Raw genomic sequence first — 24,398 nt, 5'->3', positions numbered from 1 at the left:
GATTTATATAAATTAAATAAATTTTAAAATTTACTAAAAATTTTTATGTTTTACCGTTTAACCCAAAATACAAGTAAAAAAACGGGCCTATTTGTTATCTAAATATTGCAAATTTAGACGTGTTTTTAATTAATTTAGTTTATGTGAAGATAATGGCCTAAAGGCCATTATCTTAAAAAGATGATCGAGAATGGGATTAGGCATTTTCACGTTTAGCTTTTTGCAGTTTTTCATAGGCTGCAAGTAACGCTTGGTGTGCTGGTAATGCCGTTAATTCATCATCGATAGACCACAAACCATAAAAGCATGATTCACCTGAAAGAGCGGCGGAAGCGGCGTCGACAGTTTTTTGACCATACATGCGAACAAATGCAGTGTAGTATTGTGACTTATCACGCTGCTCTTCTTGATTTAATAACAGCAAGGTGTGTAAACAGCGGTAATAATTCGCTCGTTCAGCTGTAAATACGGAGCTGTTAAAGTCTTGTGTCCACTCAACCCAAGCGAGCGCTTGCTCAAGGTCGCCACCGGCTAAGGCTAACATAGACTTTAATTCGCCAATACGTAAGTGACTCCAGCCATTATCTTTGCCTACGGCAAGACCCAATAATTCACGTACACGAGTAAAATCATCTAGGCCTTCATCGTCAAGCTGCTCAATAAGATTGAGGTAATCTTGTTTTTCCCATTGACTATCAGGCAGGTTAATAATGGTATCGCGTAAATGTGCGCCCATTGCATTGTTGGCAATATGCAGATCTTCTACGGGATAAATATCAGACATACCAGGCACAAGAATACGGCATGCATAGACGCCTAAATGGTGGTAATCGGCGATATACACTTCCGCATCTAATTGATTAAAGATCCCCATCAATGTGGCGAACTCTTCTTGAGTGGTGCCTTTGAAACTCCAATCAACAAATGGGTAATCGGCTTCATCTTTAAACAGATCCCAGCTAATAAGTCCACTTGAGTCAATGAAGTGGGTTTCTAAGTTTGTGTGTTCAGCCACCTCTTCATCGTCAAATGTTGGCGCGTTAAACACATCAAGATCTTTGAGGCCACGGCCTTGTAGCAGTTCGGTGACTGTACGCTCTAAGGCAACACCAAAATCAGGATGCGCACCAAAAGAAGCAAAACAGGTGCCATTTTGAGGATTAAATAGCACAACACAGATCACAGGAAATTGGCCGCCGAGAGACGCGTCATAACAGAAGATTGGGAAGCCTTCTTTTTCTAAGGTTTCAACGGCTTCAACAACATTTGGGTAGCGAGCCATAACGTCTGTCGGGATTGCAGGTAGGCTGATACTTTCTGCAATAATACGATTTTTCACAAAACGCTCAAAGACTTCAGATAATCCTTGCACACGTGCTTCATTTGCCGTGTTACCTGACGACATGCCATTAGACACATACAGGTTACCAACAATATTCATTGGAATATAAACGGTTTGATTATCAGATTGGCGAGTAAAAGGTAGCGCACAGATACCTCGCTCTTCATTTCCTGACTGCAAATCAATTAATTGACTGCCTGCTAATGCACCATCAGGATCATAAAATCGGCGTAAGCGAGCATCTAAAATACCTTCTGGCAAACTATCATCATCGGTGAGTGGGAACCATTTTTCATTTGGATAATGAACAAAATCGCCTTCAGCAATAGACTTGCCTAAATAAAAATCGGCAAAGAAGTAGTTAGTGGATAAACGTTCGAAGTATTCGCCAAGGGCTGAAGCAAGAGCGGCTTTTTTGCTGGCGCCTTTACCGTTGGTAAAGCATAGCGGACACTCTTTGTCGCGAATATGGACTGACCAAACGTTAGGCACAGGATTTAGCCATGAGGCTTCTTCAATATCAAAGCCTAGTTTTTTCAATTTAGTTTGAAAAGCGTCAATAGACACTTCAAGGGCGGCGTCTTTGCCTGGGATAAAGGTTTGGGTCATGGTCAATCACTTGTTAAAAAGGGGTATAGGCGGCCTATGATACGGATTTTTCCATGTCTGCTCACGCTTTTTATTCTTATTAGAGTAAATCATCTAAATATTCATAATTTCATCTAAAATAGATAGAGGCATCACGGAAATACTGTTTCAATTCCACATAATAACGTAAGTTTATTTAAAATAGAGGTCATAGGATGAAACAAGGTAAAAAGGTATTACTGGCGACAGCGCTCACACTCTGTACTGCATCGGTGTATGCATTACCTAATATTACGGTCTTAGCAACGGGAGGCACGATTGCAGGTGGTGGTGATTCAGCCACATCTTCTAGCTATCAAGCCGGTAAAGTGGGGATTGATGCGCTTATTAATGCGGTGCCTGAGATTAAAAAAATTGCCAATCTTACAGGTGAGCAGATCGTCAATATTGGCTCTCAAGATATGAATGATCAGGTGTGGCTGACATTAGCGAAAAAAATCAATCAAGAGTGTGATAACACCGATGGATTTGTGATTACTCATGGCACAGACACATTAGAAGAAACCGCGTTTTTCCTTGATTTAACAACATCCTGCCAAAAACCAATTGTGTTAGTTGGCGCAATGAGACCATCAACTGCATTGAGTGCTGATGGCCCTCTTAATCTTTATAATGCAGTGGTGGTGGCAGCGGATAAATCTGCTGGTGAACGTGGTGTGTTAATGGCCATGAATGACAAAGTCGTTCAGGGACGTGATGTGGTGAAAATGAGCACCACAGAAGTACAAGCGTTTGATGCTGTGAATGCTGGCCCACAAGGTTTTATCCATGACGGTAAAGTAACCTTTTATAAACCAGCCGAACCAAGGGCAACGAAGGCAGCTTTTGATGTGAGCAAACTGGATAAGCTACCTCTAGTCGGTATTGTTTATAACTATGCAAATGCTTCAGCCGCACCTGTCAAGGCTTTGCGTGAAGAGGGAGCGAAAGGGATTGTCAGCGCTGGTGTCGGAAACGGTAATATGTATAAAACGGTTTTTGATGCGCTAGCCACAGCAGCTAAAGAAGATATTGTGGTTGTTCGTTCGAGCCGTGTACCAACAGGTTACACGACACGCAATGCCGAAGTTGATGATAACTTATATGGCTTTGTGGCTTCAGAACGCTTGAACCCGCAAAAAGCACGTATTTTATTGCAACTCGCCCTGACTGAAACTCAAGATCCACAAAAAATCCAATCATTATTTGAAAAATATTAATGCGGATATAACGTCACCAAAGAGGGGCTATTTATGCCCCTCTTGTTCATTTTTAGATGACAAATTAACCCTGTTTGCGACAATATTTGCCGTGATTAATGCAAAGCAAGGTACTAACGAAAATAAGACAAATAACCAAAGAGACGCTGATTTTGCACCATCCATCCCGCCAGGTACAGAAAGCCCTGCAAGATTTGCGATCATCCCTGCCAGTGAGGCACCGAAAGCGGTAGAAAATAACTGTAATGTTGTAATCGCAGAAGAGGCTTTCTGGGATTCACTGCCAACTGACACTTGCAATACTCGCGTTAATAAATGTGGCCATGCCGCGCCAATACTTGCCCCTGTGATAAATAAAGCGAGGCAAATTATCCATATTTGCAATTGCTCTAGCTGAATGATTTTCGTCATGAATAAGGCAAGTGTGATTAAACCGATAAGTGTGAATAGGGGGCCTAAACGAATAATACGAACGGCAATAGTCGGTTTAAAAGAAGATGACAAGATAGCCGCACTTGACCAACCAGCGCCGACAAGCGCAGCCAAATAACCCGATAATAATGGGGCAACGCCATGCAATATCTGTAAAAAATAAGGAACAAAAACTTCAGTCTGTACGCTTAGGCCAAGTAGTGCCATGGTCAAGTAGATTGGCGCGAGCTGTGCGGAAAAATGAAATGTGCCATGCGGGAAGAGCGTATTGTGTCCACGGCGTTCAATAATGACAAGTCGTACACACAATAAGATAGCGATTAACATTCCCCCGATGGGAATAAATTTATCTTGGCTTAAACTTCCTAAAGAGATAGCGAGAACAGCAAAGGAAAGCAATAAAAGCGCTTGCAGTGGGATAGGTTGCTGTGGGCATTGTTCATTAGGATTTTGCGCAGGTAATACTCGCCAAGTTAGCCATAGATAGGGGATACCAACCACCACTAGACACCAAAAAGCGCCTCGCCACACATCATACTCAGCAAATATTCCCCCTAGAGCAGGGCCTAATAGCGTTGCCATTCCCCACATGCTCGACATCATGGCTAATACTCTCGACCATAAGTGCTGAGCAAATACGATATGCACCATGGAATAAGATAATGTGAGTAAAATACCCCCACCCACACCTTGAATAACTCTGCCTAATAGCATGATAGGCATGGAAGGCGTCATAGCACAAACCATTGAGCCGATCAGAAAAATCAATGTAGCAAGGCCATAACTGTTTCTTGGGCCAAAATAATTAAGAAGTCGTGATGTTAATGCTGATGAAATAATCGAAGATAGGATAAACAGTGTGGTATTCCAGGCATAAAAATCAATGCCGCCAATATCCCGTACAACAGAAGGTAGCGTTGTTATGGTGATATAAACGTTAATAGCATGAAGGCATATACCGCCGGACAAGGCGAGTGTTAAACAGAGATTTTTGCCAGTAAGGAGTGTTCGCCAGCCTTCCTGATGTTTCCCGTCAATATTTTCGTGCGATTGTTCCATCGTATCTCTCTAATTTCATTTTTCTTTGCTTACATGGAAATATTCACTTGGTTTATTTGTGATTAAAAAACGTGTTCTCAACTAAAGCAGTTATGCATCAACTTAGCAAGTTTGATTGAAACGCTTACAGGCAAAGAATGTTATTTTTTATATTGAAATAAGTATTAAGTGGACCCTCAATACAGGGTTTTTTATCTAAGTTTAATCTTTAATTCAGGATATTAATGCGAAAAATATTATCGGTTTGAATGATTAACACTGAGAATGAATAGAAAAATTAATGTGTCTTGGGTCATATTTTAGGAATAAATATATTTTTAACCTTGATAGTTCGCGTCGCGAAAAATAGGCTAAGTAGGTACTCGTATTTTGTTTATTGAAATTAATAATTACCTAATGGGCGACTACTGAAACTTATCACTAAAAAATAATATAAAAAACTGAGGAAACAGCGAATGGTTAATAAAAATGTCAATCGTGGCAGGGGGATGCTCGTGCTTAAAATAGGTATCGCACTTCTTCCTATGAGTTATCAACCAATAAGTTTTTCTGAGCAATTTTTAGATGATTCAACACTTAAAGGCGGTTTGTATTATTGGCAACGCGATCGTTCTAGAAAAGAGTTAAACCCTGAAAGCGATAAATATAAAAAATATGCCGATAACCTTAAGCATTCTACCGTAAATGCCAGTCTTGATTATTCTTCAGGTTATTTTCAGGATCTCATCGGTTTAGATTTAGCGGCATTTACTGCCATTGAATTATCAAATAGTGGTCCCGCGGCACCTAATGAAATTGGTTTTAGTGATGCGAAAACGCGTTGGGATGAAAAATGGTCAGGCGATCGTAGCGGCGTCAGTGTTTATAAAGCGGCTGCCAAAATGAAATATGGTCCATTTTGGGGGAAAGGAGGCTATATCCAACCCACAGGACAAACACTGTTGGCTTCCCATTGGAGCTATATGCCCGGTACTTATCGAGGAATTGAGGTCGGAGCGGTATTTGATTTTGAAAACAAGGGGGCTTTGAGCATGTCCTATATGTGGACTGATCGATATAAAGCCCCTTGGTATCGTGATATGTACAACTTCCGTGAAGCTGACAGTAAAACAGGGATTAGCTATCTACAATCTATTGGTTTTAAATATGATTTTAAAAATTCATTGGTATTAGAAGGGGCTTATGGACAAGCTAAAGACTATATAGATCAATATTTTGCAAAGGCCTCTTATGCGGTACCTATTGTTAATCGTGATTTACGAATGTCTTATCAATTCTATGGCGCAAAAGATAAGGTATCTGATGGCGGAGTGAATGATGTTTATGATGGCCTCGCTTTCTTACAGGCGGTGACATTAGGTTATACCTACGAGCAATTTGATTTTCGCTTGGAAGGAACTTACGCCAAAGCGAAAGGTAATCAAGGCTATTTCTTACAGCGCATGACGCCAGGCTACGCGACATCAAATGGTCGATTGGATATTTGGTGGGATGGGCGTTCAGATTATAACGCGAATAATGAAAAAGCGGTTTTTGCTGGTGTCATGTACGATTTAGCTCATTGGGATTTGGCTGGTTGGAAAGTAGGTACATCTTATATTTATGGTTGGGATGCTAAACCAAGTACCAATACACAATATGCCCAAGATGTAAAATTAAGAGAAAGCGCTTGGAATATCGATATTTTATATAGTATCCAAACAGGTAGAGCTAAAGATACTTTATTTAAATTGCACTTTACTAAATATGATAACCATACCGATATTCCAAGTTATGGTGGTGGGTTCGGTAATATATTTCAGGATGAAAAAGATATTAAGTTTATGGTCATGATGCCATTCACTATTTTTTGATAGCACGGTCACTGCTATTAAAAATATTATGTGGCAGTGGCTAAATTGAATTTAATATTGAGGTCACAATGAAAAGACATTATTTACATCCTTTAGCGTTATTAATTTCAGCCACCTTTATTTCTACGATGGCGAATGCTGAGCAAACATCGGATCAAATCGTTGATGCATTAAGTCATATCGATGTAAAAATTAATGTGGTTGATAACCAAGCAGGTGAGCATGGCATGGATTGCGCTGCACTTGGGGCGGATTGGGCGGCTTGTAATCGCGTTGATATTACGTTGACCAATGGTGATCAAGCGATTGAATCGGCTGATTGGGCACTTTATTTTCATAGTATTCGGCAAATACTCAAACAAGATAACCCACAGTTTACTATCACCCATTTAACGGGGGATTTGCATAAAATCACCCCCACTGAGCAGTTTAATGGCATAAAAGCACATGAAAAAATTGTGTTGCCAGTGACGGGGGAATATTGGCAAGTGAGCTATTCTGACTTTATGCCTCGTTGGTATGCGACCTCGGGTGATGCTCGGCCTCGTAATTTGAAAAGCACAGATACTCAAGACTCAACCATGTTCGTTGCACCATTTGAAATGAAAAACTGGAAAAGAACGGGAGCCGATAATAATGTCTTAATGACCCCCGAAAATCGTTACCAAAAAAATCTTTCTTTGCAAACATTATCTGAGCAACAGTTACGAGGACAAATCTTACCGACGCCACTCGATATTAAGATACAAGAAGGGAATGCGGATCTTTCCAACGGTGTTAAATTACAACTTGATGGCCTGACTCAGGGAGAATTAGCTGTCATTAATGAGCATTTACAACAGGTCAAATTAAAACAGAATGTTCAGGGATTCCCTATACTCGGGAAGATCGCACCTAGACAGTTCGCGCCAGAGAATCAAGTCAGTGGTGCATATGAATTAGTGATCACACCACAACAGGCTGAAATTATTGGTTATGACCATGTCGGCTTATTCTATGGTATGCAATCACTGCTTTCTGCCGTAACAGAAGCCGATAAGCCTAGTGTGGCGACAATGATTGTGAAAGATAAACCTCGTATGGATTATCGAGGAGTATTTTTAGATGTAGGAAGAAACTTCCATAGTAAACAGATGGTTAAACGTTTAATTGACCAAATGTCTCGTTATAAATTAAATAAATTCCACTTTCACTTAACCGATGATGAAGGATGGCGAATTGAAATTCCGGGGTTACCTGAGCTTACAGAGGTGGGAAGCCAACGTTGTCATGATTTGGATGAACAAACGTGTTTATTACCGCAGTTAGGATCGGGGGCAGAGAATAATAATATGGGAAGCGGCTATTTTACCCGTGATGACTATATTGACATTTTACGCTATGCCAAAGATCGTAATATTGAGGTCATCCCTGAAATAGATATGCCTGCACATGCCCGTGCCGCCGTTGTTTCAATGGAAGCTCGTTATAACAAATTAAAAGCGGCTGGCAATGAGGCCGCCGCGAGTGAATACCGCTTAGTTGATCCATCGGATACATCAGTAACAACCTCTGTCCAATTCTACGATAAACGCAGTTATTTAAATCCTTGTTTAGATTCCTCTAAAAACTTTGTTAATAAAGTGGTCAGTGAGGTTATGCAAATGCACAAGGAGGCGGGGGTTCCATTAAAAACATGGCACTTTGGTGGTGATGAAGCGAAAAATATTCGTTTAGGTGCGGGTTTCCAAGATAAAGCAGGCAATATCGAACCGGGCAAAGGCATAATCGATAAACAAATAGAAGATAAGCCATGGGCGAAATCGGAAGCGTGTCAGGTATTGATCAAGCGAGGTGATGTGAGTGACTTTGATCATCTCTCCAGCCATTTTGCTAAACAAGTGAGTGAAAGTTTACAGCAAAAAGGGGTGACAACAATGCAAGCTTGGCAGGATGGTTTGAAAGATGCTTCTAGTGCAAACGATTTTGCAACGGATAATGTCAGGGTTAACTTCTGGGATACACTGTATTGGGGAGGATTCGATTCGGCGAATGATTGGGCTAATAAAGGTTATCAAGTGGTCATTTCGAACCCTGACTATGTGTATTTAGATATGCCTTATGAAGTCAATCCAAATGAAAGTGGCTATTACTGGGCGACCCGAGCGAGTGACGAACAAAAAATCTTTTCTTTTGCGCCTGATAATTTACCACAAAATGCGGAAACTTCCGTTGATAGGGATGGTAACTCATTTAGTGCGAAAAGTGATAAGCCATGGCCAGGTGTCTATGGTCTTTCTGGACAACTATGGAGCGAAGCTGTAAGGACGGATGATAAGGCGGAATACATGCTATTTCCTCGCATCCTGCCTTTAGCTGAAAGGGCATGGCATAAAGCGCAATGGGAAAATCAGTACCAAATAGGTCGTGAATATATCGGCGGTAAAACCAATTATGTTTCACAGCAAAAACTGGCAGATGATTGGAGCCGTTTTGCGAGTCTCGTTGGTATGAAAGAGTTACCCCGCCTAGATAGAGCAGGGGTGGCTTATCGTATCCCTGTGCCTGGTGCGAAAATTGAAAATGGCCTTTTACTCGCCAATATCAGTTATCCAGGTTTAGTGATTGAATATGCTTTAGCAGATAGCGACCATTGGCAAACGTATTCAGCACAAAAGCCTCCAAAGGTTAAGGGTAATGTAAAAGTACGAGCCAAAAACCCAGCTGGAACAAGAACAAGTCGTGTAGAAACGGTGGTACAAAAATAACGAGAGGCTATGAGGGTGGTGCCAGAGCGTACCACCTCTTTAAATGCTAGGTTTAACCGCCTATTACAGTACTCGTGTATGTTTAATAGACGATGATTGCCAAGAAATTAACGCTTTCAGCTTCAATAGACACCGCTTTTTTCTATATCCAGACGACATGTATTTTGAGGAGACTCAGTAATCTCGTCATTGGCACTTAGGTGCTTTATCTTTTCTAATACACCTTTCCCTGACAATCGCACCATCAGGTTCATCGTAAACTGTTAGCTATTTATAGTTAGCTGAGTTTATAGATACAATATAATGATGCGACTGTTTGATTAACGTCTGTTTTGTCATGAGATCGATGATTGGAAAATAGAAGGATGGGAGAGATGATGACTCAGGATGTTTTTCTTGATAAATAAGGCAAGCTGACGCAAGACATGCGTCAGTATTTAGCGATAAATAAAAGAAAACCCCATGTGATTCATGAGGTTTATCAGTATATATATAAGGAGCTAAATACGTTCCTTTTTATGAATTATGTTAATGGTTTTTCAACCATTAAATTACTCTTTTGCTTCGTGAGCATCCGCATTTTCGCGGCAATCGCCATCAGCACAGTGACCATATAGGTACAAGCTGTGGTTAGAGAGTTTAATACCATGGCGTGCAGCAATATTGGTCTGACGTTCTTCAATGGATTTATCAGAGAATTCGATAACTTTACCACAATCTAAACAAATCAGATGATCGTGGTGGTGCTGTTGAGTCAGTTCAAAAACGGATTTACCGCCTTCAAAGTTATGACGTGTGACAATGCCAGCATCATCAAATTGGTTCAATACGCGGTATACCGTAGCCAGACCGATCTCTTCGCCCATATCAATGAGTTTTTTATAGAGATCTTCCGCACTGACGTGATGGCACTCAGGCTCCTGAAGTACTTCCAATATCTTTAATCTTGGAAGAGTGACTTTGAGTCCAGCATTCTTCAATGCTTTGTTGTTGTCTGTCATGCGGGTTTGTCCTGTATCTTAAATCATAAATTTAACAATAATGAGACATTTTTAACATAAGCTCAGTTGTCATCGAAACTGATTTACAATTATAGGCATGGAAATAAAAAATAGAAACCATGCTCTGTCTCATTATTATAATAGTTTCATTTTATTTCTATCGTCAGCTTAGCCCAAAATTTCGGCTAGAGACATCTCTTCTGAAATTTGTTGTACCCATGCATCAACGCGTTCTTCAGTCAGCTCAGGCTGGCGGTCTTCATCAATAGCAAGGCCGATAAAGTGATTATCATCTGCCATACCTTTAGACACTTCAAAATGGTAGCCATCTGTAGGCCAATGACCGACAATGACAGCGCCACGTGGTTCAATAATATCGCGAATGGTCCCCATTGCATCACAGAAGTATTCTGCGTAGTCTTCTTGGTCACCACAGCCAAATAGCGCGACAAGTTTGCCATCAAAATCAATTTCTTCGAGGGTTGGGAAAAAGTCATCCCAATCACATTGAGCTTCGCCGTAATACCAAGTTGGGATACCGAGAAGTAGAATATCGAATGCTTCAATATCTTCTTTGCTGCATTTAGCAATATCATGAACTTCCGCGTTCTCACTGCCTAATCTCTTTTGGATCATCTTGGCAATATTTTCTGTATTACCAGTGTCACTACCGAAGAAAATGCCTATGACTGCCATAAAGTGAATAACCTCTTGTTTTTCCAATCTGGTTTGTTCAAGCCAGATAGGGCTAAATTTGAACTAAAATAACGAGAATTTTGGCCCTATTTTGGCGAAAAAGCGTGAATAAATCTGTCGAATTTGTGTGATTTAGAAGAGGAAATCATTCACCAGAAGGCTCGTAGACCAGTGCTAGTTGTGACATCAACATTTCTTCTATTAGCTCACTACGGCTCATGTTTTTTTCATCAGCCAATTGATTCAATATGGCCACTGCATCTTCATTGAGTTTTAATTCGACGCGGCGTAGTCCTTTGACCTTATCACGCTTAAGTTGGTTTCGTTTGTTAATTCTTAATTGTTCATCCCGCGATAGCGGACTTGTTTTAGGTCGCCCAGGCCTGCGTTCCTCAGCGAACAAATCAAGGGTAGTGCGATCAGTTTGTTCTTTTGCCATATTTTTTTAATGCTAAAGGGCGTGTACCAATAATCCAGCGCGCAATGATACCCTAGCTGACTCCCTTGTACCATAGCGTATATGGAGCGAAAGTTATTGATAGTAAAAAAAAGAATGATTTGCTTGAAAAAGCACCAATCTAGATTCTATTGGTGCTAATTAAGCACAATTTACTGGGTCTGCTGCCGCCACAGACGGGCATAAACGCCATTTTTCTGTAGTAAATTTGGGTGGGTATCGATTTCGGCAATTTCGCCATTGCGAATAACACAAATCCTATCGGCATACTGAATCGTGTTTAAGCGATGTGCGATACTGATGACTGTCCTTCCTTTAGTAATAAGTGGCATATTCTTCATGATTGCGGCCTCTGAGTCATAATCTAACGCCGATGTGGCTTCATCAAGGATCAGAATATCGGGTTTTGTTAACAGTGCTCTAGCGAGTGCGATACGTTGACGTTGTCCCCCTGATAGATTAAGCCCGCGTTCAGACACAGGATAATTAAAATTATCGGGTAGTGACATGATAAAATCATAGGCACCGGCGAGAGTGGCAGCTTCAATCACCTCTTCATGGCTCGCTTGGGGGTGACTCAAACGAATGTTTTCCTCAATAGTACCGACAAATAGCTGGCTTTCTTGTAGTACTACACTCATGCGACGTCGCAACGCGATGGTATCACTGACAGCTAGGTCCATACCGTCAACGATAACTTGTCCCTGTTGCGGAATATATAACCGTTGTAGCAGTTTGGTTAAGGTACTTTTTCCAGACCCCGATGGTCCTGTAATACCAATAAACTCGCCCGCTTTAATGGTTAACGTTAGGTTACATAGCACCTCAGGTGTTTCTGGGTGATAACGAAAGCGAATATTATGGAAATCAATATTGCCTTGTATAGAAGCACTACTGGTAATCCCTTTTCTTTCATTTTCAATCGGCTCATCAAGGATGTCCCCTACACGACGAAGCGATATGATGGTATGTTGAAAATCTTGCCAAATTTGAGCTAAGCGCAGTACTGGTTGAGTGATATGAGCACTTAACATATTGTAAGCGACTAATTCACCCGCAGTCATTCCACCACTCATCACTTCTTTTACTCCGATCCAAAGTAACAAAGCGGTGGTGATTTTACTGACGAGCGTCATTAATTGTGTTGCCACTATACTCCGTAAAGTCACTTTGAAACCTTGAATAAGCTGTTTACTGAGCCGTTTTTGCCAGCGGCGATAGACGTATTTTTCGGTCGCGGTGGTTTTTATGGTTTCAATGCCAGTCATTGCCTCAGTCAAGAAAGTGAGACTATTTTCATCTGCTTGATAGGATTTTTCAGTGTGTAGACGAATGATTGGGCCGAGTATCATCCATAGAATACAAAAGAGTGCTAAAGACCCCATTAAGATCCATGACATGACAACACTGTAAGAAAATAAAACAGCCATAAAGAGAATGACAAATACTAGGTCGATAAATAACATTAATGTTGACCCCGTTAAAAACTGGCGAATGCGTGTCATTTCTCTTATACGAGCAATAATTTTTCCTGTTGGGCGCTGTTTAAAATAGTCGAGAGGTAACGCCATTAAATGGCGATATAACTTACCTGATAACTCAGCGCTAATCTGTGTACTGGTATAACTAAAAATTTTATTACGCAAAAAACTATAAATAGGTTCAGCGAATGCTAAACCTACAATTCCTATGGCCAACACCTGTAAGCTATTTAAGCTGCGTCCGACTAAAACTTTATCGATAACATTTTGAAAAAACAACGGGTTAATTAAAGCAAAAATTTGCACAATTGCTGCCAAAATAAAGACATTTTTTAATTGCGACCGTTGTCTAAGTATTGAAGGGATAAACCAACTAATACCAAACGTTGTTTTTTTCTCTGTTTCAAATTGTTCTTTTATGAGTAAGAGTGTTAGGCTTTCAGGATAAGTTGAATGACGTTCATGCCAGTGAATGAATTCATTATTAATTGGATCAATTAAAATTAATTCATTCGATTTATCTTTGGACAGAATTCTCCAAAATCCATTTAAATAAATAAGGGCTGGTAATGGCACATCATGGATATTGGAGGTATCTAATAGGGTGATTTCAGTTTCATAGCCTATAATATGTGCACATTCTCTGAGCTCCCAATCTGTGGGGGAAAGCGCATGCATACCAATTGCATGCATCAACTGATCTTTTGTGACATTTTTTTGGTAATAATTTGCAATCCATACCAGAGCCTCTAGACCTGAGTTATTTTCAATTCCGTTCATGGATTATTTTTCCCTCATGGCAGTGGTCGTATATTCTTGGATTGGGCTTAACAAATAATCGATAATACGCCGTTTTTCGGTTTTTATTTCTGTCGTTACAGAGAGACCCGGTGTTAATTCAATTTTCTCGCCTTCAACAAATAAATTTTTCTTCTTTAACGCAATTTGTCCTAAAAAGACTAAGCCTAATTGTTCATCTTGAGTGCTATCTCTAGAGATAGAAACGACTTCTCCTTCAATCGTGCCATAGCGAGTGTAGGGAAAGGCATCGATTTTAACCGTTACATTTTGGCCTTCTCGAATAAAGCCAATATCTTTATTGAGAATTTTTACCTCGGCCAGCTGAACATCTTTGTTGGGGACTATTACCAGCAGTTGCTGAGTAGGTTGTAGTACCGCGCCAAGTGTATAGGTAGCCAATTGTTGTACGGTACCATCCACTGGTGAACGAACGATCTTTAACTGTTCTCTTTCTTGATGTTTTAGTAATTCTTGCTCAGCAGAATCCTGTTTAAACTCTGCTTGTCGATATTTTTCATACCATTCTTGTCTTTTTTGTGTTTGTAACCGATGACGTTTTTCTTGTAATGAATCATATTGGTTATTGAGAATGGTTAGTTCTGACAGTTTTGCGGTTTTTTCTTTTTTAGCCATTAACAGTTCTTTTTCGTGTTCTAAAAATTCCTTTTGGCTAATCAGGTGTTTCTTGCTTAACGTCCGGTGTGCATCAAGACGTTTTTGAATATTATTTAATAGTGCATTCACATCTTTTAACTCATGCGTTCTTGCGGAATAATGGGTACGATTAAGAGCCATTTCATTTTCGGTTTCTTTAATTAATGCGTCATACTCATTTTTTAAATTTTGATAGCTTTTTAAAACGCGCTGCTGCTCAGGGGCTAATAATTGACTAAATTCATGAGCGAATTTGGGATGAGTTTCTTCTAACAATGCATGATGTACTAATTTTTCAATTTTTTGAAAACTAATTTGATAGTTGAGAGTGAGGATATCTTGGCTTACCCCTAACACATTGACTCTTAATAAAGGGTCGCCTTGTTTAACTGTTTGGCCATTAGTCACATAAATATGTTGTAAACGACTCAACTCAAAAGCTTGAATAAATTGCGTATGACCTGAAACCACGAGTTTACCTTGTGCTGTGGCTTGAATATCCAATTTACCGATATATGACCAAACAATGGCTAATAAAATACCGATACTGATGGTTATGGCTGTTATTAATGCAAGGTATGACGGTGGGTTTTTTAATAAAGCCAAATGGGACGGTAAAAAATGATGATACCGAGTGTTCGCTGATCCTAATTTCATTGGGTTAACATCCATGTAATTATTTAAAAGATTGTTGTAGTGTCCACAAATGCTTATAAAATTGGCCTTGCTCAATGAGCTGTTGATGACTACCTTGCTCGACAATTTTACCTTTTTGCATAACGATAATGCGTTGGTGATGACGAATGGTAGAGAGACGATGAGCAATCGTAATAAGGGTTCTACCTTGAGCAATAAGCTGCATATTTTCCTGTATAACGGCTTGAGACTCATCATCTAATGCGCTTGTTGCTTCATCAAAAATAATAATTTTAGGATTCGCTAGCAGTGTTCGTGCTATCGCTATTCGCTGCCTTTGCCCGCCCGATAATGAGGCGCCACCTTCAGCTAATAAAGTGTCATACCCCATGGGCAGTTTTAAAATAAATTCATGGGCGCCGGCCATTTTAGCTGCATGGATCACTTCATCCATGGATGCGTTGGGATAAGTCTGGGCGATATTATCGAAAACAGTCTGGTTAAAAAGAAAGTTTTCTTGTAAAACGATACCGATTTGTTTTCTTAAAGAGTGTATGTTCAGCGATGATATTGGCGTATCATCTAAAAAGATCTCGCCTTTTTCTGGGGTATATAGCCGCAGTAATAAGCGTGCTAAGGTGCTTTTTCCCGAACCTGATGTGCCGACGATACCTAATGTTTCACCTGAACGAATGGCTAAATTAAAATTATCAAGAATATAAGCTTGATCAGGTTGATAACGGAAAGAAATATTACGTAAATAAATATTGCCGTTTAATTGATTATTATCGCGACCTTGTATTTGCTCGATCGGTAAATTAATCATTTGTGCGAGTTTTTCAATAGCCACTTTGGTTCTAATATAATCTCCCCAAAGCTTAACTAATTTCAGTAATGGTTGGCTTGCGTGATTAACCATTAGATGAAAAGCAATAAACTGTCCGATAGTCAGCTGTAATGCCAGCACTTCTGTTGCTCCAAGCCATAAAATAATGGCGCTGGTTAATTTTTCAATGACCATCACAATATATTCGGAACGAGAAGCGATTTGGCCAGCAGTGAAAGAAGTCTGGCTCATATCAGAAGTTTGTTGATCCCAACGGCGCGTAAAATGAGGTTCAATAGACAGGCTTTTAGCGGTCTCAATACCATTAATACTTTCTGTTAAAAACGAAGTGTTTATCGCTATGTTGGTAAATTGTTCATGTGCCGCAGCTTCAATTTTAGGCGTTAGCCACCAAGCAATTAATAGATAAAAAGGAATAGAACAGAGAAAAACCAGCGTGAGCGTCAGAGACAATACACTCATGACATATATAAAGACAAATAAGAAGAGAATATCGACACAAAGTGTAAAAAAGCTCCCTGTTAAAAACTCACGTATAGTTTCTAGTTCTTTAACTCTTGTGACAATAGCGCCGATTTGACGATTTTTGAAAAAAGAAAGGGGGAGGTGTAGCAAATGATTAACTAGCTTTAATCCTAAAGTGATATCGATTCGATTTACAGTATGGTTATAGATATATTCTCTCAACCCTTTGAGAGTCACCTCCATCATGGCGGCGACAATCAGACCAAAGATAAGAACATCTAGGGTCATCATACTATTATGAACTAAAACTTTATCCATAATGACTTGGATCATAAGAGGGCTGATCAAAGCAAGTATTTGCAACATAAATGAAAATAATAAAATACATGCAATAATTTTTTTATGTTTTAAAAACTCAGTTCGAAACCATGTAATATCAAATTGACTTTGCTTGGATTTAACGTGTAGCCATTTCCCACTCCATTTTTGCTTGAACTCCGCTAAGCTCCAAAGTTCCGGTGGATAATGACCAAATCGTTGAATAAGAACTTTTTCATGATTGAAATTAGCTAATAAATAAGCGGTGTCATCATGGTCGTAAATAATAGAGGGCGTATCTATTTTTTCAATGTTTTTGTTTTTTTGATTTTTATATTGAACAGTGACATGAGCCTTTTTTTTAATGACGTGTAATGCCTCATTGAGATCTTTGGTATTATCAATGAGTTGATTAAACGCTTCCTGATTCATCCCATGAGTTAATCTTATTATCACACCAATAAAATGTAGTATTGATTGAGTATTATTATTGTCCATTATATCTGTGAACATTCCTTTGTTTTATTGCTGGTTGTAAAAATACATAACATCTATTTATCATCAAAATTGATGATAAAATAATTATTAATAGCAATAGATTGAGTTGAATAAATAGCTTGTCCAAAGATAATACAGAAATAATAATTATCAGTGTATTAAAGTTTGTCTTATATATTTTTATTTCGGGGATATTGATAATGAAGGGTTATTTATTCCCTTCATTATCAATGAAGCCTGAATTTATTCGTATTCAGGCAATGAGAGAAAACGATGAATGGCTCTTAGCACATGATCGGGTTTTTCAGCGTGAACCCAATGTCCAGCATCCGCAACCACCCAAGCTTTCGCATTAGGAAATTGTGCTGCAATTTGCTCGCGGTATTCCGCCTGAACATAAGGAGAGTTGCCACCGGGAATTAACAACACTGGTTTATCCCAGGTTGGTACAGTTTTCCAACCTATGATGGATTCATAATCATCTTTGATGGCAGGAAGGTTAAATTTCCATTCACCCTGACGGAATGATTTGAGTAAAAACTGAATCACACTGTCTTCATCAAGATATTCACGCATAATGGCAGTGGCTTCTTGGCGGTTTTTAGCTCCGTTTCGGAGAACGGCTTCAAGGGCGGCGATAATCGTATCATGGCGACGAACCTGATAAGCAACAGGAGCCATGTCAATGGCGATAACTTTCTCAACAAAATCAGGCGCGATTTCTGTTGCGGCCATGGAAATTTTCCCTCCCATTGAATGACCTATCAGTATGGCGCTGTTATAGCCGAGGGATTGTAATAATGTAATGACATCTTGGGCCATTTGACGATATTCCATGGTATCTGCACGAAATGAATCGCCATGGTTTCTGACATCAACTTGGATAGTCTCGAAATATTTTTGTAAATCGCGACCTAACACGCCGAGATTATGCAAATCACCAAATAGGCCGTGAATAAGAACAACGGGGGTCGATGAGATTGGAGCTTCAGGTTTATGAATGGTATGGTTTAGCAGGGTAGTCATAATTTATTAATCAGCCTTTTAATCCTATATAAAGATATGATGACATGTACGCTATCAAAAACCAAATTGGCTGATTAATTCATCTATGCTATCAATAAAAGAATAAACATAACATAACGGAATTGATTTAGTTATCTATGTATTTTTTTCTTAATTAAACACAAAATAATCAATCAGGTGATAACTTACTGAAATATCGCTGAAGTTAGCGGGCTGTTTACTTTAAGTTATTGAAATTTTAATTGTTTTGTTTTTTTGAAATCTATCTTATAATCGCAAAGCAAATTTTAGTTAAAAAAGTACTGGGAAAAAATGAAAACGATAGAAGTTGATGAAGAGCTTTACCGCTATATAGCCAGCCATACACTGCATATCGGTGAAAGTGCATCGGATATTTTGCGCCGTATGTTAAATTTAAAGTCCGGTCAGCCAGTACAAGCCACCAAAGAACTCGGCAATGAACAACTGCCACAAACGGTTGTTGAAGAGACAAAGAAAACAACGATTACGCCGCAAAATCCAGTTAGGGTCATGAGAGAACTTCTGCTTTCTGATGCGTATGCAGAAAAAGGCAAAGCCATAGACCGTTTTATGCTAATTTTATCGACACTCTATAGCTTAGATGCGACTATCTTTGCTAATGCCACAGAGTCAATGCATGGTCGTACCCGAGTGTATTTTGCTGGCGATGAGCAAACACTGCTAGCCGCAGGCAAGCAGTCAAAACCTCGCCATATCCCAGGAACGCCATTCTGGGTAATCACCAATACAAATACCAATCGCAAACGTAGCATGGTTGAAGCCATCATGCAGGAGATGCAGTTCCCTGCCAATGTGATTGAGAAAGTTTGTAATACTATCTAATCTAAAAATTGAGGCATCGCTGGTGCTATGACCAAGGACCAGCGCATTGGGAGATAACAAGTGACAATTCATGAACGTGCAGGGCAGCTTCCATTTCAAACAGATTTGATTAATGTTGCACAACTAACCGCTCAATATTATCAATTGCAACCACAAGTCGGTAATCCTGAGCACGCTGTCAAGTTTGGCACGTCAGGGCATCGAGGTAGTGCCAGTAGAAAGAATTTTAATGAAAATCATATTCTTGCTATTGCTCAAGCGATTGCAGAGTTACGCCAACAGCAAGGTCTAACTGGCCCATGTTTTGTTGGTAAAGATACTCACGCGTTGTCTGAAGCTGCATTTATTTCTGTTATTGAAGTGTTAACTGCAAATCAGGTTAACGTTGTTATCCAAGCAGATAATGGTTTTACCCCAACGCCTGCCATATCCCATGCCATCCTTAGTTATAACCAGTCCCATCAAGATGTCGCCGATGGCATTGTGATTACCCCTTCACATAATCCCCCTGAAGATGGCGGTATTAAATATAACCCATCAAATGGGGGACCCGCGGATACCGATTTAACGTCAGTTATTGAAAAGAGAGCGAATCAATTATTGGCAGAAAAATTGGCTGGCGTGAAACGTATTTCTTTCGAAGAGGCTCTCGCCAGCGATTATGTGACAGAAAAAGATTTAGTGATGCCGTATGTCGCAGCACTCGGTGACGTCATTGATATGCAAGCGATTCAAAAAGCGGGCTTGAAATTAGGCGTGGATCCGCTTGGTGGCTCAGGTATCGAATATTGGCGAAAAATTGCGGAATATTATCAATTAGACCTAGAACTGGTTAACGATCAGTTAGATCAAACCTTCCGCTTTATGCCTCTCGATCATGATGGCGTGATCCGTATGGACTGTTCGTCACGTTGGGCGATGGCGGGGTTGCTAGGGATGAAAGAGAAGTTTGATTTAGCCTTTGCTAATGATCCTGATTATGACCGCCATGGCATTGTGACCCCAGCAGGCTTAATGAATCCAAACCACTACCTTGCTGTCGCGATCGATTATCTATTCCAGCATCGTCCTCAATGGCGAAAAGAGGTTGCTGTCGGTAAAACGCTGGTATCCAGTGCCATGATTGACCGTGTTGTTGCTGATAACGGTCGTGAGCTCGTGGAAGTTCCGGTTGGTTTTAAATGGTTTGTTGATGGACTCTTTAGCGGTTCATTAGGGTTTGGGGGTGAAGAGAGCGCGGGTGCCTCTTTCCTAAAATTTGATGGTACGCCATGGTCCACAGATAAAGACGGCATTATTTTGTGTTTGTTAGCGGCTGAAATCACGGCAGTAACGGGGGAAAATCCTCAGCAGCGCTATAATAAATTAGCTGAAAAATTTGGCGCGCCAATCTATAGCCGTATTCAAGCTAAAGCCACTCATGCGCAAAAAGCGAAGTTAAGCAAATTATCACCTGAAATGGTCACCGCAGATTCTTTAGCGGGTGATAAAATTATTCAACGATTAACAACGGCTCCTGGTAATGGCGCTTCTATTGGCGGATTAAAAGTCATTACAGAGCATGGTTGGTTTGCTGCACGCCCATCAGGAACGGAAGAGGCTTATAAAATCTATTGTGAAAGCTTCCGTGGTGAAGAACATTTGCGTCAAATAGAGCAAGAAGCAATAGAAATTGTCAATAAAGTGATTGCTTAGTCACTCAGTTATTCACTGAAAAATATTTAAATCCCGATTATGGCCAACGAGCGATAATCGGGATTTTATTTTTTTTTAGCCTGCGATTGCTTGATAATATTGTGACGGTATTTGTTGTGACGCGATTAACAAAATTCCGCTCTTTTTTTACCTTTCATTCGCCTCATTCTATTTCTGCCTAACCCGACAATAACCGTTGCAGCCAGCGACGGGGGATGATACAACCATAGTCACTGAATTAATTTAACAAACATTGTTGAAATTGAAGATAGGGTGAAATCAATGAGTCAGGTTTATAATTTCAGTGCGGGTCCTGCAATGCTACCCGTCGAGGTCATGCGTCGTGCTGAACAGGAGTTTTGTAACTGGAAAGGTTTGGGCGTTTCTGTCATGGAAGTTAGCCACCGCGGTAAAGATTTTATTGCTGTGGCAGAAGAAGCAGAGCAAAATCTACGTGATCTGTTAAATATCCCACAAAATTATAAAGTGTTATTTTGCCATGGGGGTGCCCGCGGTCATTTTGCGGCATTGCCGATGAATCTATTAGGCGATAAATCCACCGCTGACTATATTGTTGGTGGATATTGGGCCGAATCAGCAGCAGAAGAAGCACAAAAATACTGCTCACCTAATATTATTCAAGTAAAACAAGAAAAAGACGGTGTTTTAGGTATTAAACCGATGAGTGAATGGCAATTAAGCCAAGAGGCAGCTTATGTTCACTACTGCCCTAATGAAACCATTGATGGTCTCGCTATTCATGAAGAACCTGATTTCCCTAAAGATAAAGTCATTATTGCAGATTATTCATCATCCATTCTTTCTAAACCTATCGATATTAGCCGTTACGGGGTTGTTTACGCTGGTGCACAGAAAAATATTGGTCCTGCCGGCCTAACAATTGTGATTATTCGTGAAGATTTACTCGGTAAAGCAGCAAAACAAACACCTTCCGTGCTGGATTATACGGTGCTGGCTAAATATGACTCTATGTTTAATACACCGCCTACCTTTGCTTGGTACTTATCAGGCATGGTTTTCAAATGGTTAAAAGAACAGGGCGGCCTGCAAGAGATGGCAAAACGTAACTATGAAAAATCCCAGTTACTGTATAACGCAATCGATGACAGTGAGTTTTATATCAACCGAGTCGCGGTGGAAAATCGTTCGTGGATGAACGTGCCTTTCCAAATGCAAAACCCTGCACTGGATGAAAAATTCCTTGAGGAAGCAAAAGCACAAGGCCTATTGTCACTCAAAGGGCACCGTGTTTCTGGTGGTATGCGTGCATCAATCTATAATGCAATGCCATTAGCTGGGGTCCAAGCTCTTGTTGACTTTATGGCTGACTTTGAACGTCGCCACGCGTAATCGATTTCCCGACCTAAGCATTGAATGTTAGGTCGGGTTTTACTCTCTTCTATTTTGAAAACGATAATAAATTATTAGGAAAACAGTATTGGAGAACCCGCGCTTTATGCAATCCCTGACATTACAACCTATCTCTTCAATCAACGGAACGATCAACCTGCCAGGGTCTAAAAGTGTATCGAACCGAGCGCTTTTATTAGCGGCAATGGCTAACGGCACAACGGTGCTGACAAACTTATTAGACAGTGATGATATTCGCCATATGCTGAATGCATTAAGCCAATTAGGTATTGATTATCAATTGTCTGAAGATAAAACCCGTTGCAGTGTTAAAGGTCTTGGCGGCATTCTGTGTCACCCAGAACAATTAGATATTTTTCTAGGCAATGCGGGTACGGCAATGCGTCCTTTAACGGCAGCACTCTCGTTAGCCGCGAATAACATTATTCTAACCGGCGAGCCTCGCATGAAAGAGCGCCCAATTGGGCATCTAGTTGATGCTTTACGTGAAGGCGGGGCCGTTATTGAATATTTAGAACAAGAGAATTATCCCCCCATTCGTTTGCGAGGTGGTTTTTCTGGTGGCGCAATATCGGTGGATGGTTCGGTTTCCAGCCAATTTTTAACCGCGCTTCTCATGGCAGCGCCCTTGGCGGAAAAAGATACCGTCATTACGATTTCAGGTGATTTGGTTTCAAAACCTTATATTGATATTACGCTTGCATTGATGGATACATTCGGTGTCAAAGTAGAAAATCATCAATACCAGCAATTTATTATTCAGGGACAACAGCAGTATCAATCGCCGGGTGAATATTTGGTTGAAGGTGATGCTTCGTCCGCTTCTTATTTCCTCGCCGCAGCGGCAATTAAAGGGGGAACAGTAAGGGTGACAGGTATTGGCCGTAATAGCCTACAGGGTGATACTAAATTTGCCAATGTACTGGAAAAAATGGGAGCGACAATCCGTTGGGGGGATGACTTTGTTGAGTGTGAACGAGGGACTCTTAGCGGCATTGATATGGATATGAATGCTATCCCCGATGCGGCAATGACAATTGGTACCGTCGCCTTATTTGCGAAAGGGGAAACCGTGATCCGCAATATTTACAACTGGCGTGTAAAAGAAACTGACAGGTTGTATGCAATGGCGACAGAATTACGAAAAGTCGGTGCTGAAGTTGAAGAAGGATATGATTTTATTCGTATTGTTCCTCCAGCACAATTGCAGCATGCGGAAATTGAAACGTACAACGATCATCGAATTGCAATGTGTTTTTCACTGGTGGCTCTATCCGATACACCAGTGACAATTCTTGATCCTGGCTGTACAGCAAAAACATTCCCTGATTATTTCCAACAGCTGGCACGTTTGAGTTAAATTTTAATCAATCGACTGACTGACATAAATAGCCGTAATGTCAGTCAGTGCCTTCATTTCATCGTTGCTAACGTTATTTGGTCTAGGTTTTTTCTTTAACTCATTGGCAAGCACTTATTTCACAAAATCGTCGAGTAGGTATAATACAGCCACAGATTTTAATTGCAGGTGCTTAAATCACTTGCAGATGAAGGAGACCTTTTATGGTGGCTGTAGCCCCTGTAATCACCGTTGATGGACCAAGCGGAGCTGGTAAAGGTACATTATGCCAAGCGCTGGCAAATCAGTTTGGATGGCAACTCTTAGATTCTGGCGCTATTTATCGCGTTCTCGCATTAGCAGCACTGCATCATCATGTTGATATTCAGTCAGAAGATGCGTTAGTGCCTTTAGCGGCAAATCTCGATGTACGCTTTGTACCTGAAGAAGACCAGTTAAAAGTGATTTTAGAAGGCGAAGATGTTTCAAATCAAATTCGTACTGAAGATGTCGGTAAGACAGCATCACAAATAGCGGCTTTCCCCCGCGTAAGGGAAGCTTTGCTGCGCCGTCAGCGCGCTTTTAGGGCTATGCCTGGGCTGATTGCGGATGGCCGTGATATGGGAACCGTTGTTTTTCCTGATGCGCCAGTCAAAATTTTTCTGGATGCCTCCGCCGAAGAGCGAGCTCATCGACGTATGAAGCAGTTGCAGGAAAAAGGGTTTGATGTTAACTTTGAACGACTTTTGACCGAAATACAAGAACGTGATTATCGGGATCGTAACCGTAAAGTTGCGCCTTTAGTCGCCGCGAAGGATGCTTTAATACTGGATTCCACAAGTATGTCTATTGGGGAAGTCATTGAAAAAGCACAGGCCTATGCGAAAAAAATTCTACAATTATCTTAATAATTGGCTGTATTTTAGCTTATAATGTAGATAGTATACG

The 24,398-nt window shown here is 40.4% G+C and carries 17 protein-coding genes; 8 read left to right on the top strand and 9 right to left on the bottom strand.

What is annotated here, in order from left to right:
* Positions 1-196: 196 nt before the first annotated feature.
* Positions 197-1,951: a 30S ribosomal protein S12 methylthiotransferase accessory factor YcaO gene (gene ycaO, locus ACWPW6_RS13270; RefSeq protein WP_249999137.1), complete on the bottom strand. Its 1,755-nt coding sequence runs from the start codon at positions 1,949-1,951 to the stop codon at positions 197-199.
* Between the two features lie 194 nt (positions 1,952-2,145).
* Here ycaO and ansB point away from each other — a divergent pair, with 194 nt between their 5' ends.
* On the top strand, positions 2,146-3,189 hold the full coding sequence (ansB, locus tag ACWPW6_RS13265; RefSeq protein ID WP_154624610.1) for an L-asparaginase 2: 1,044 nt from the start codon (positions 2,146-2,148) through the stop codon (positions 3,187-3,189).
* A 27-nt stretch (positions 3,190-3,216) separates the two neighbouring features.
* Here the strand turns inward: ansB and ACWPW6_RS13260 are convergent, their stop codons facing one another.
* Positions 3,217-4,680, bottom strand: coding sequence for an MFS transporter (locus tag ACWPW6_RS13260; protein ID WP_154624611.1), 1,464 nt, complete (start codon positions 4,678-4,680; stop codon positions 3,217-3,219).
* A 455-nt stretch (positions 4,681-5,135) separates the two neighbouring features.
* Here ACWPW6_RS13260 and chiP point away from each other — a divergent pair, with 455 nt between their 5' ends.
* Positions 5,136-6,533 carry a chitoporin ChiP gene (gene chiP / locus ACWPW6_RS13255; protein WP_154624612.1) on the top strand — a complete coding sequence of 466 codons (1,398 nt, stop codon included), beginning with the start codon at positions 5,136-5,138 and terminating at the stop codon, positions 6,531-6,533.
* Between the two features lie 68 nt (positions 6,534-6,601).
* On the top strand, positions 6,602-9,280 hold the full coding sequence (locus tag ACWPW6_RS13250; RefSeq protein WP_154624613.1) for a beta-N-acetylhexosaminidase: 2,679 nt from the start codon (positions 6,602-6,604) through the stop codon (positions 9,278-9,280).
* 551 nt (positions 9,281-9,831) lie between these two features.
* Here the strand turns inward: ACWPW6_RS13250 and fur are convergent.
* The 7 genes from fur to ACWPW6_RS13215 form a co-directional block, all read right to left on the bottom strand.
* Positions 9,832-10,281, bottom strand: a complete 450-nt coding sequence (gene fur, locus ACWPW6_RS13245) for a ferric iron uptake transcriptional regulator (protein ID WP_154624615.1) — start codon at positions 10,279-10,281, stop codon at positions 9,832-9,834.
* A gap of 168 nt (positions 10,282-10,449) precedes the next feature.
* On the bottom strand, positions 10,450-10,977 hold the full coding sequence (gene fldA / locus ACWPW6_RS13240) for a flavodoxin FldA (RefSeq protein WP_154624616.1): 528 nt from the start codon (positions 10,975-10,977) through the stop codon (positions 10,450-10,452).
* A gap of 145 nt (positions 10,978-11,122) precedes the next feature.
* A complete protein-coding gene (ybfE, locus tag ACWPW6_RS13235) occupies positions 11,123-11,416 on the bottom strand; it encodes a LexA regulated protein (RefSeq protein WP_154624617.1) in 294 nt (97 codons plus the stop codon).
* Positions 11,417-11,586: 170 nt separating this feature from the next.
* Positions 11,587-13,695, bottom strand: a complete 2,109-nt coding sequence (locus tag ACWPW6_RS13230; RefSeq protein ID WP_249999134.1) for a type I secretion system permease/ATPase — start codon at positions 13,693-13,695, stop codon at positions 11,587-11,589.
* Between the two features lie 3 nt (positions 13,696-13,698).
* Positions 13,699-15,027 carry an HlyD family type I secretion periplasmic adaptor subunit gene (locus tag ACWPW6_RS13225; RefSeq protein WP_154624619.1) on the bottom strand — a complete coding sequence of 443 codons (1,329 nt, stop codon included), beginning with the start codon at positions 15,025-15,027 and terminating at the stop codon, positions 13,699-13,701.
* Between the two features lie 19 nt (positions 15,028-15,046).
* Complete coding sequence (locus ACWPW6_RS13220) at positions 15,047-17,134, bottom strand: peptidase domain-containing ABC transporter (protein ID WP_196714097.1); 2,088 nt, start codon at positions 17,132-17,134, stop codon at positions 15,047-15,049.
* A gap of 243 nt (positions 17,135-17,377) precedes the next feature.
* Positions 17,378-18,160 (bottom strand): alpha/beta fold hydrolase, encoded by a 783-nt coding sequence (locus ACWPW6_RS13215; RefSeq protein WP_154624621.1) that lies wholly within the window; start codon positions 18,158-18,160, stop codon positions 17,378-17,380.
* Between the two features lie 312 nt (positions 18,161-18,472).
* On the opposite strand from ACWPW6_RS13215, the gene seqA reads away from it, so the two are divergent.
* From seqA to cmk, 5 genes are all read left to right on the top strand, one after another.
* On the top strand, positions 18,473-19,024 hold the full coding sequence (seqA, locus tag ACWPW6_RS13210) for a replication initiation negative regulator SeqA (protein ID WP_154624622.1): 552 nt from the start codon (positions 18,473-18,475) through the stop codon (positions 19,022-19,024).
* Positions 19,025-19,084: 60 nt separating this feature from the next.
* Positions 19,085-20,719 (top strand): phosphoglucomutase (alpha-D-glucose-1,6-bisphosphate-dependent), encoded by a 1,635-nt coding sequence (pgm, locus tag ACWPW6_RS13205; RefSeq protein ID WP_163862632.1) that lies wholly within the window; start codon positions 19,085-19,087, stop codon positions 20,717-20,719.
* A gap of 282 nt (positions 20,720-21,001) precedes the next feature.
* Positions 21,002-22,090 carry a 3-phosphoserine/phosphohydroxythreonine transaminase gene (gene serC, locus ACWPW6_RS13200; protein WP_154624623.1) on the top strand — a complete coding sequence of 363 codons (1,089 nt, stop codon included), beginning with the start codon at positions 21,002-21,004 and terminating at the stop codon, positions 22,088-22,090.
* Positions 22,091-22,196: 106 nt separating this feature from the next.
* Positions 22,197-23,471 (top strand): 3-phosphoshikimate 1-carboxyvinyltransferase, encoded by a 1,275-nt coding sequence (aroA, locus tag ACWPW6_RS13195; protein ID WP_154624627.1) that lies wholly within the window; start codon positions 22,197-22,199, stop codon positions 23,469-23,471.
* Between the two features lie 203 nt (positions 23,472-23,674).
* Positions 23,675-24,358, top strand: coding sequence for a (d)CMP kinase (gene cmk, locus ACWPW6_RS13190; RefSeq protein WP_154624624.1), 684 nt, complete (start codon positions 23,675-23,677; stop codon positions 24,356-24,358).
* Positions 24,359-24,398 lie beyond the last annotated feature (40 nt).

It is taken from the genome of Providencia sp. Marseille-Q8014 (assembly GCF_965112055.1).
The sequence above is the reverse complement of the archived record's forward strand: the minus strand, read 5'-3'. Positions and strand labels throughout refer to the sequence as shown.

Coding starts and splice junctions, on each gene's coding strand:
- ycaO (WP_249999137.1), bottom strand. CDS start 1,951: ATGACCCAAACCTTTATCCCAGGCAAAGACGCCGCCCTTGAAGTGTCT.
- ansB (WP_154624610.1), top strand. CDS start 2,146: ATGAAACAAGGTAAAAAGGTATTACTGGCGACAGCGCTCACACTCTGT.
- ACWPW6_RS13260 (WP_154624611.1), bottom strand. CDS start 4,680: ATGGAACAATCGCACGAAAATATTGACGGGAAACATCAGGAAGGCTGG.
- chiP (WP_154624612.1), top strand. CDS start 5,136: ATGGTTAATAAAAATGTCAATCGTGGCAGGGGGATGCTCGTGCTTAAA.
- ACWPW6_RS13250 (WP_154624613.1), top strand. CDS start 6,602: ATGAAAAGACATTATTTACATCCTTTAGCGTTATTAATTTCAGCCACC.
- fur (WP_154624615.1), bottom strand. CDS start 10,281: ATGACAGACAACAACAAAGCATTGAAGAATGCTGGACTCAAAGTCACT.
- fldA (WP_154624616.1), bottom strand. CDS start 10,977: ATGGCAGTCATAGGCATTTTCTTCGGTAGTGACACTGGTAATACAGAA.
- ybfE (WP_154624617.1), bottom strand. CDS start 11,416: ATGGCAAAAGAACAAACTGATCGCACTACCCTTGATTTGTTCGCTGAG.
- ACWPW6_RS13230 (WP_249999134.1), bottom strand. CDS start 13,695: ATGAACGGAATTGAAAATAACTCAGGTCTAGAGGCTCTGGTATGGATT.
- ACWPW6_RS13225 (WP_154624619.1), bottom strand. CDS start 15,027: ATGAAATTAGGATCAGCGAACACTCGGTATCATCATTTTTTACCGTCC.
- ACWPW6_RS13220 (WP_196714097.1), bottom strand. CDS start 17,134: ATGGACAATAATAATACTCAATCAATACTACATTTTATTGGTGTGATA.
- ACWPW6_RS13215 (WP_154624621.1), bottom strand. CDS start 18,160: ATGACTACCCTGCTAAACCATACCATTCATAAACCTGAAGCTCCAATC.
- seqA (WP_154624622.1), top strand. CDS start 18,473: ATGAAAACGATAGAAGTTGATGAAGAGCTTTACCGCTATATAGCCAGC.
- serC (WP_154624623.1), top strand. CDS start 21,002: ATGAGTCAGGTTTATAATTTCAGTGCGGGTCCTGCAATGCTACCCGTC.
- aroA (WP_154624627.1), top strand. CDS start 22,197: ATGCAATCCCTGACATTACAACCTATCTCTTCAATCAACGGAACGATC.
- cmk (WP_154624624.1), top strand. CDS start 23,675: ATGGTGGCTGTAGCCCCTGTAATCACCGTTGATGGACCAAGCGGAGCT.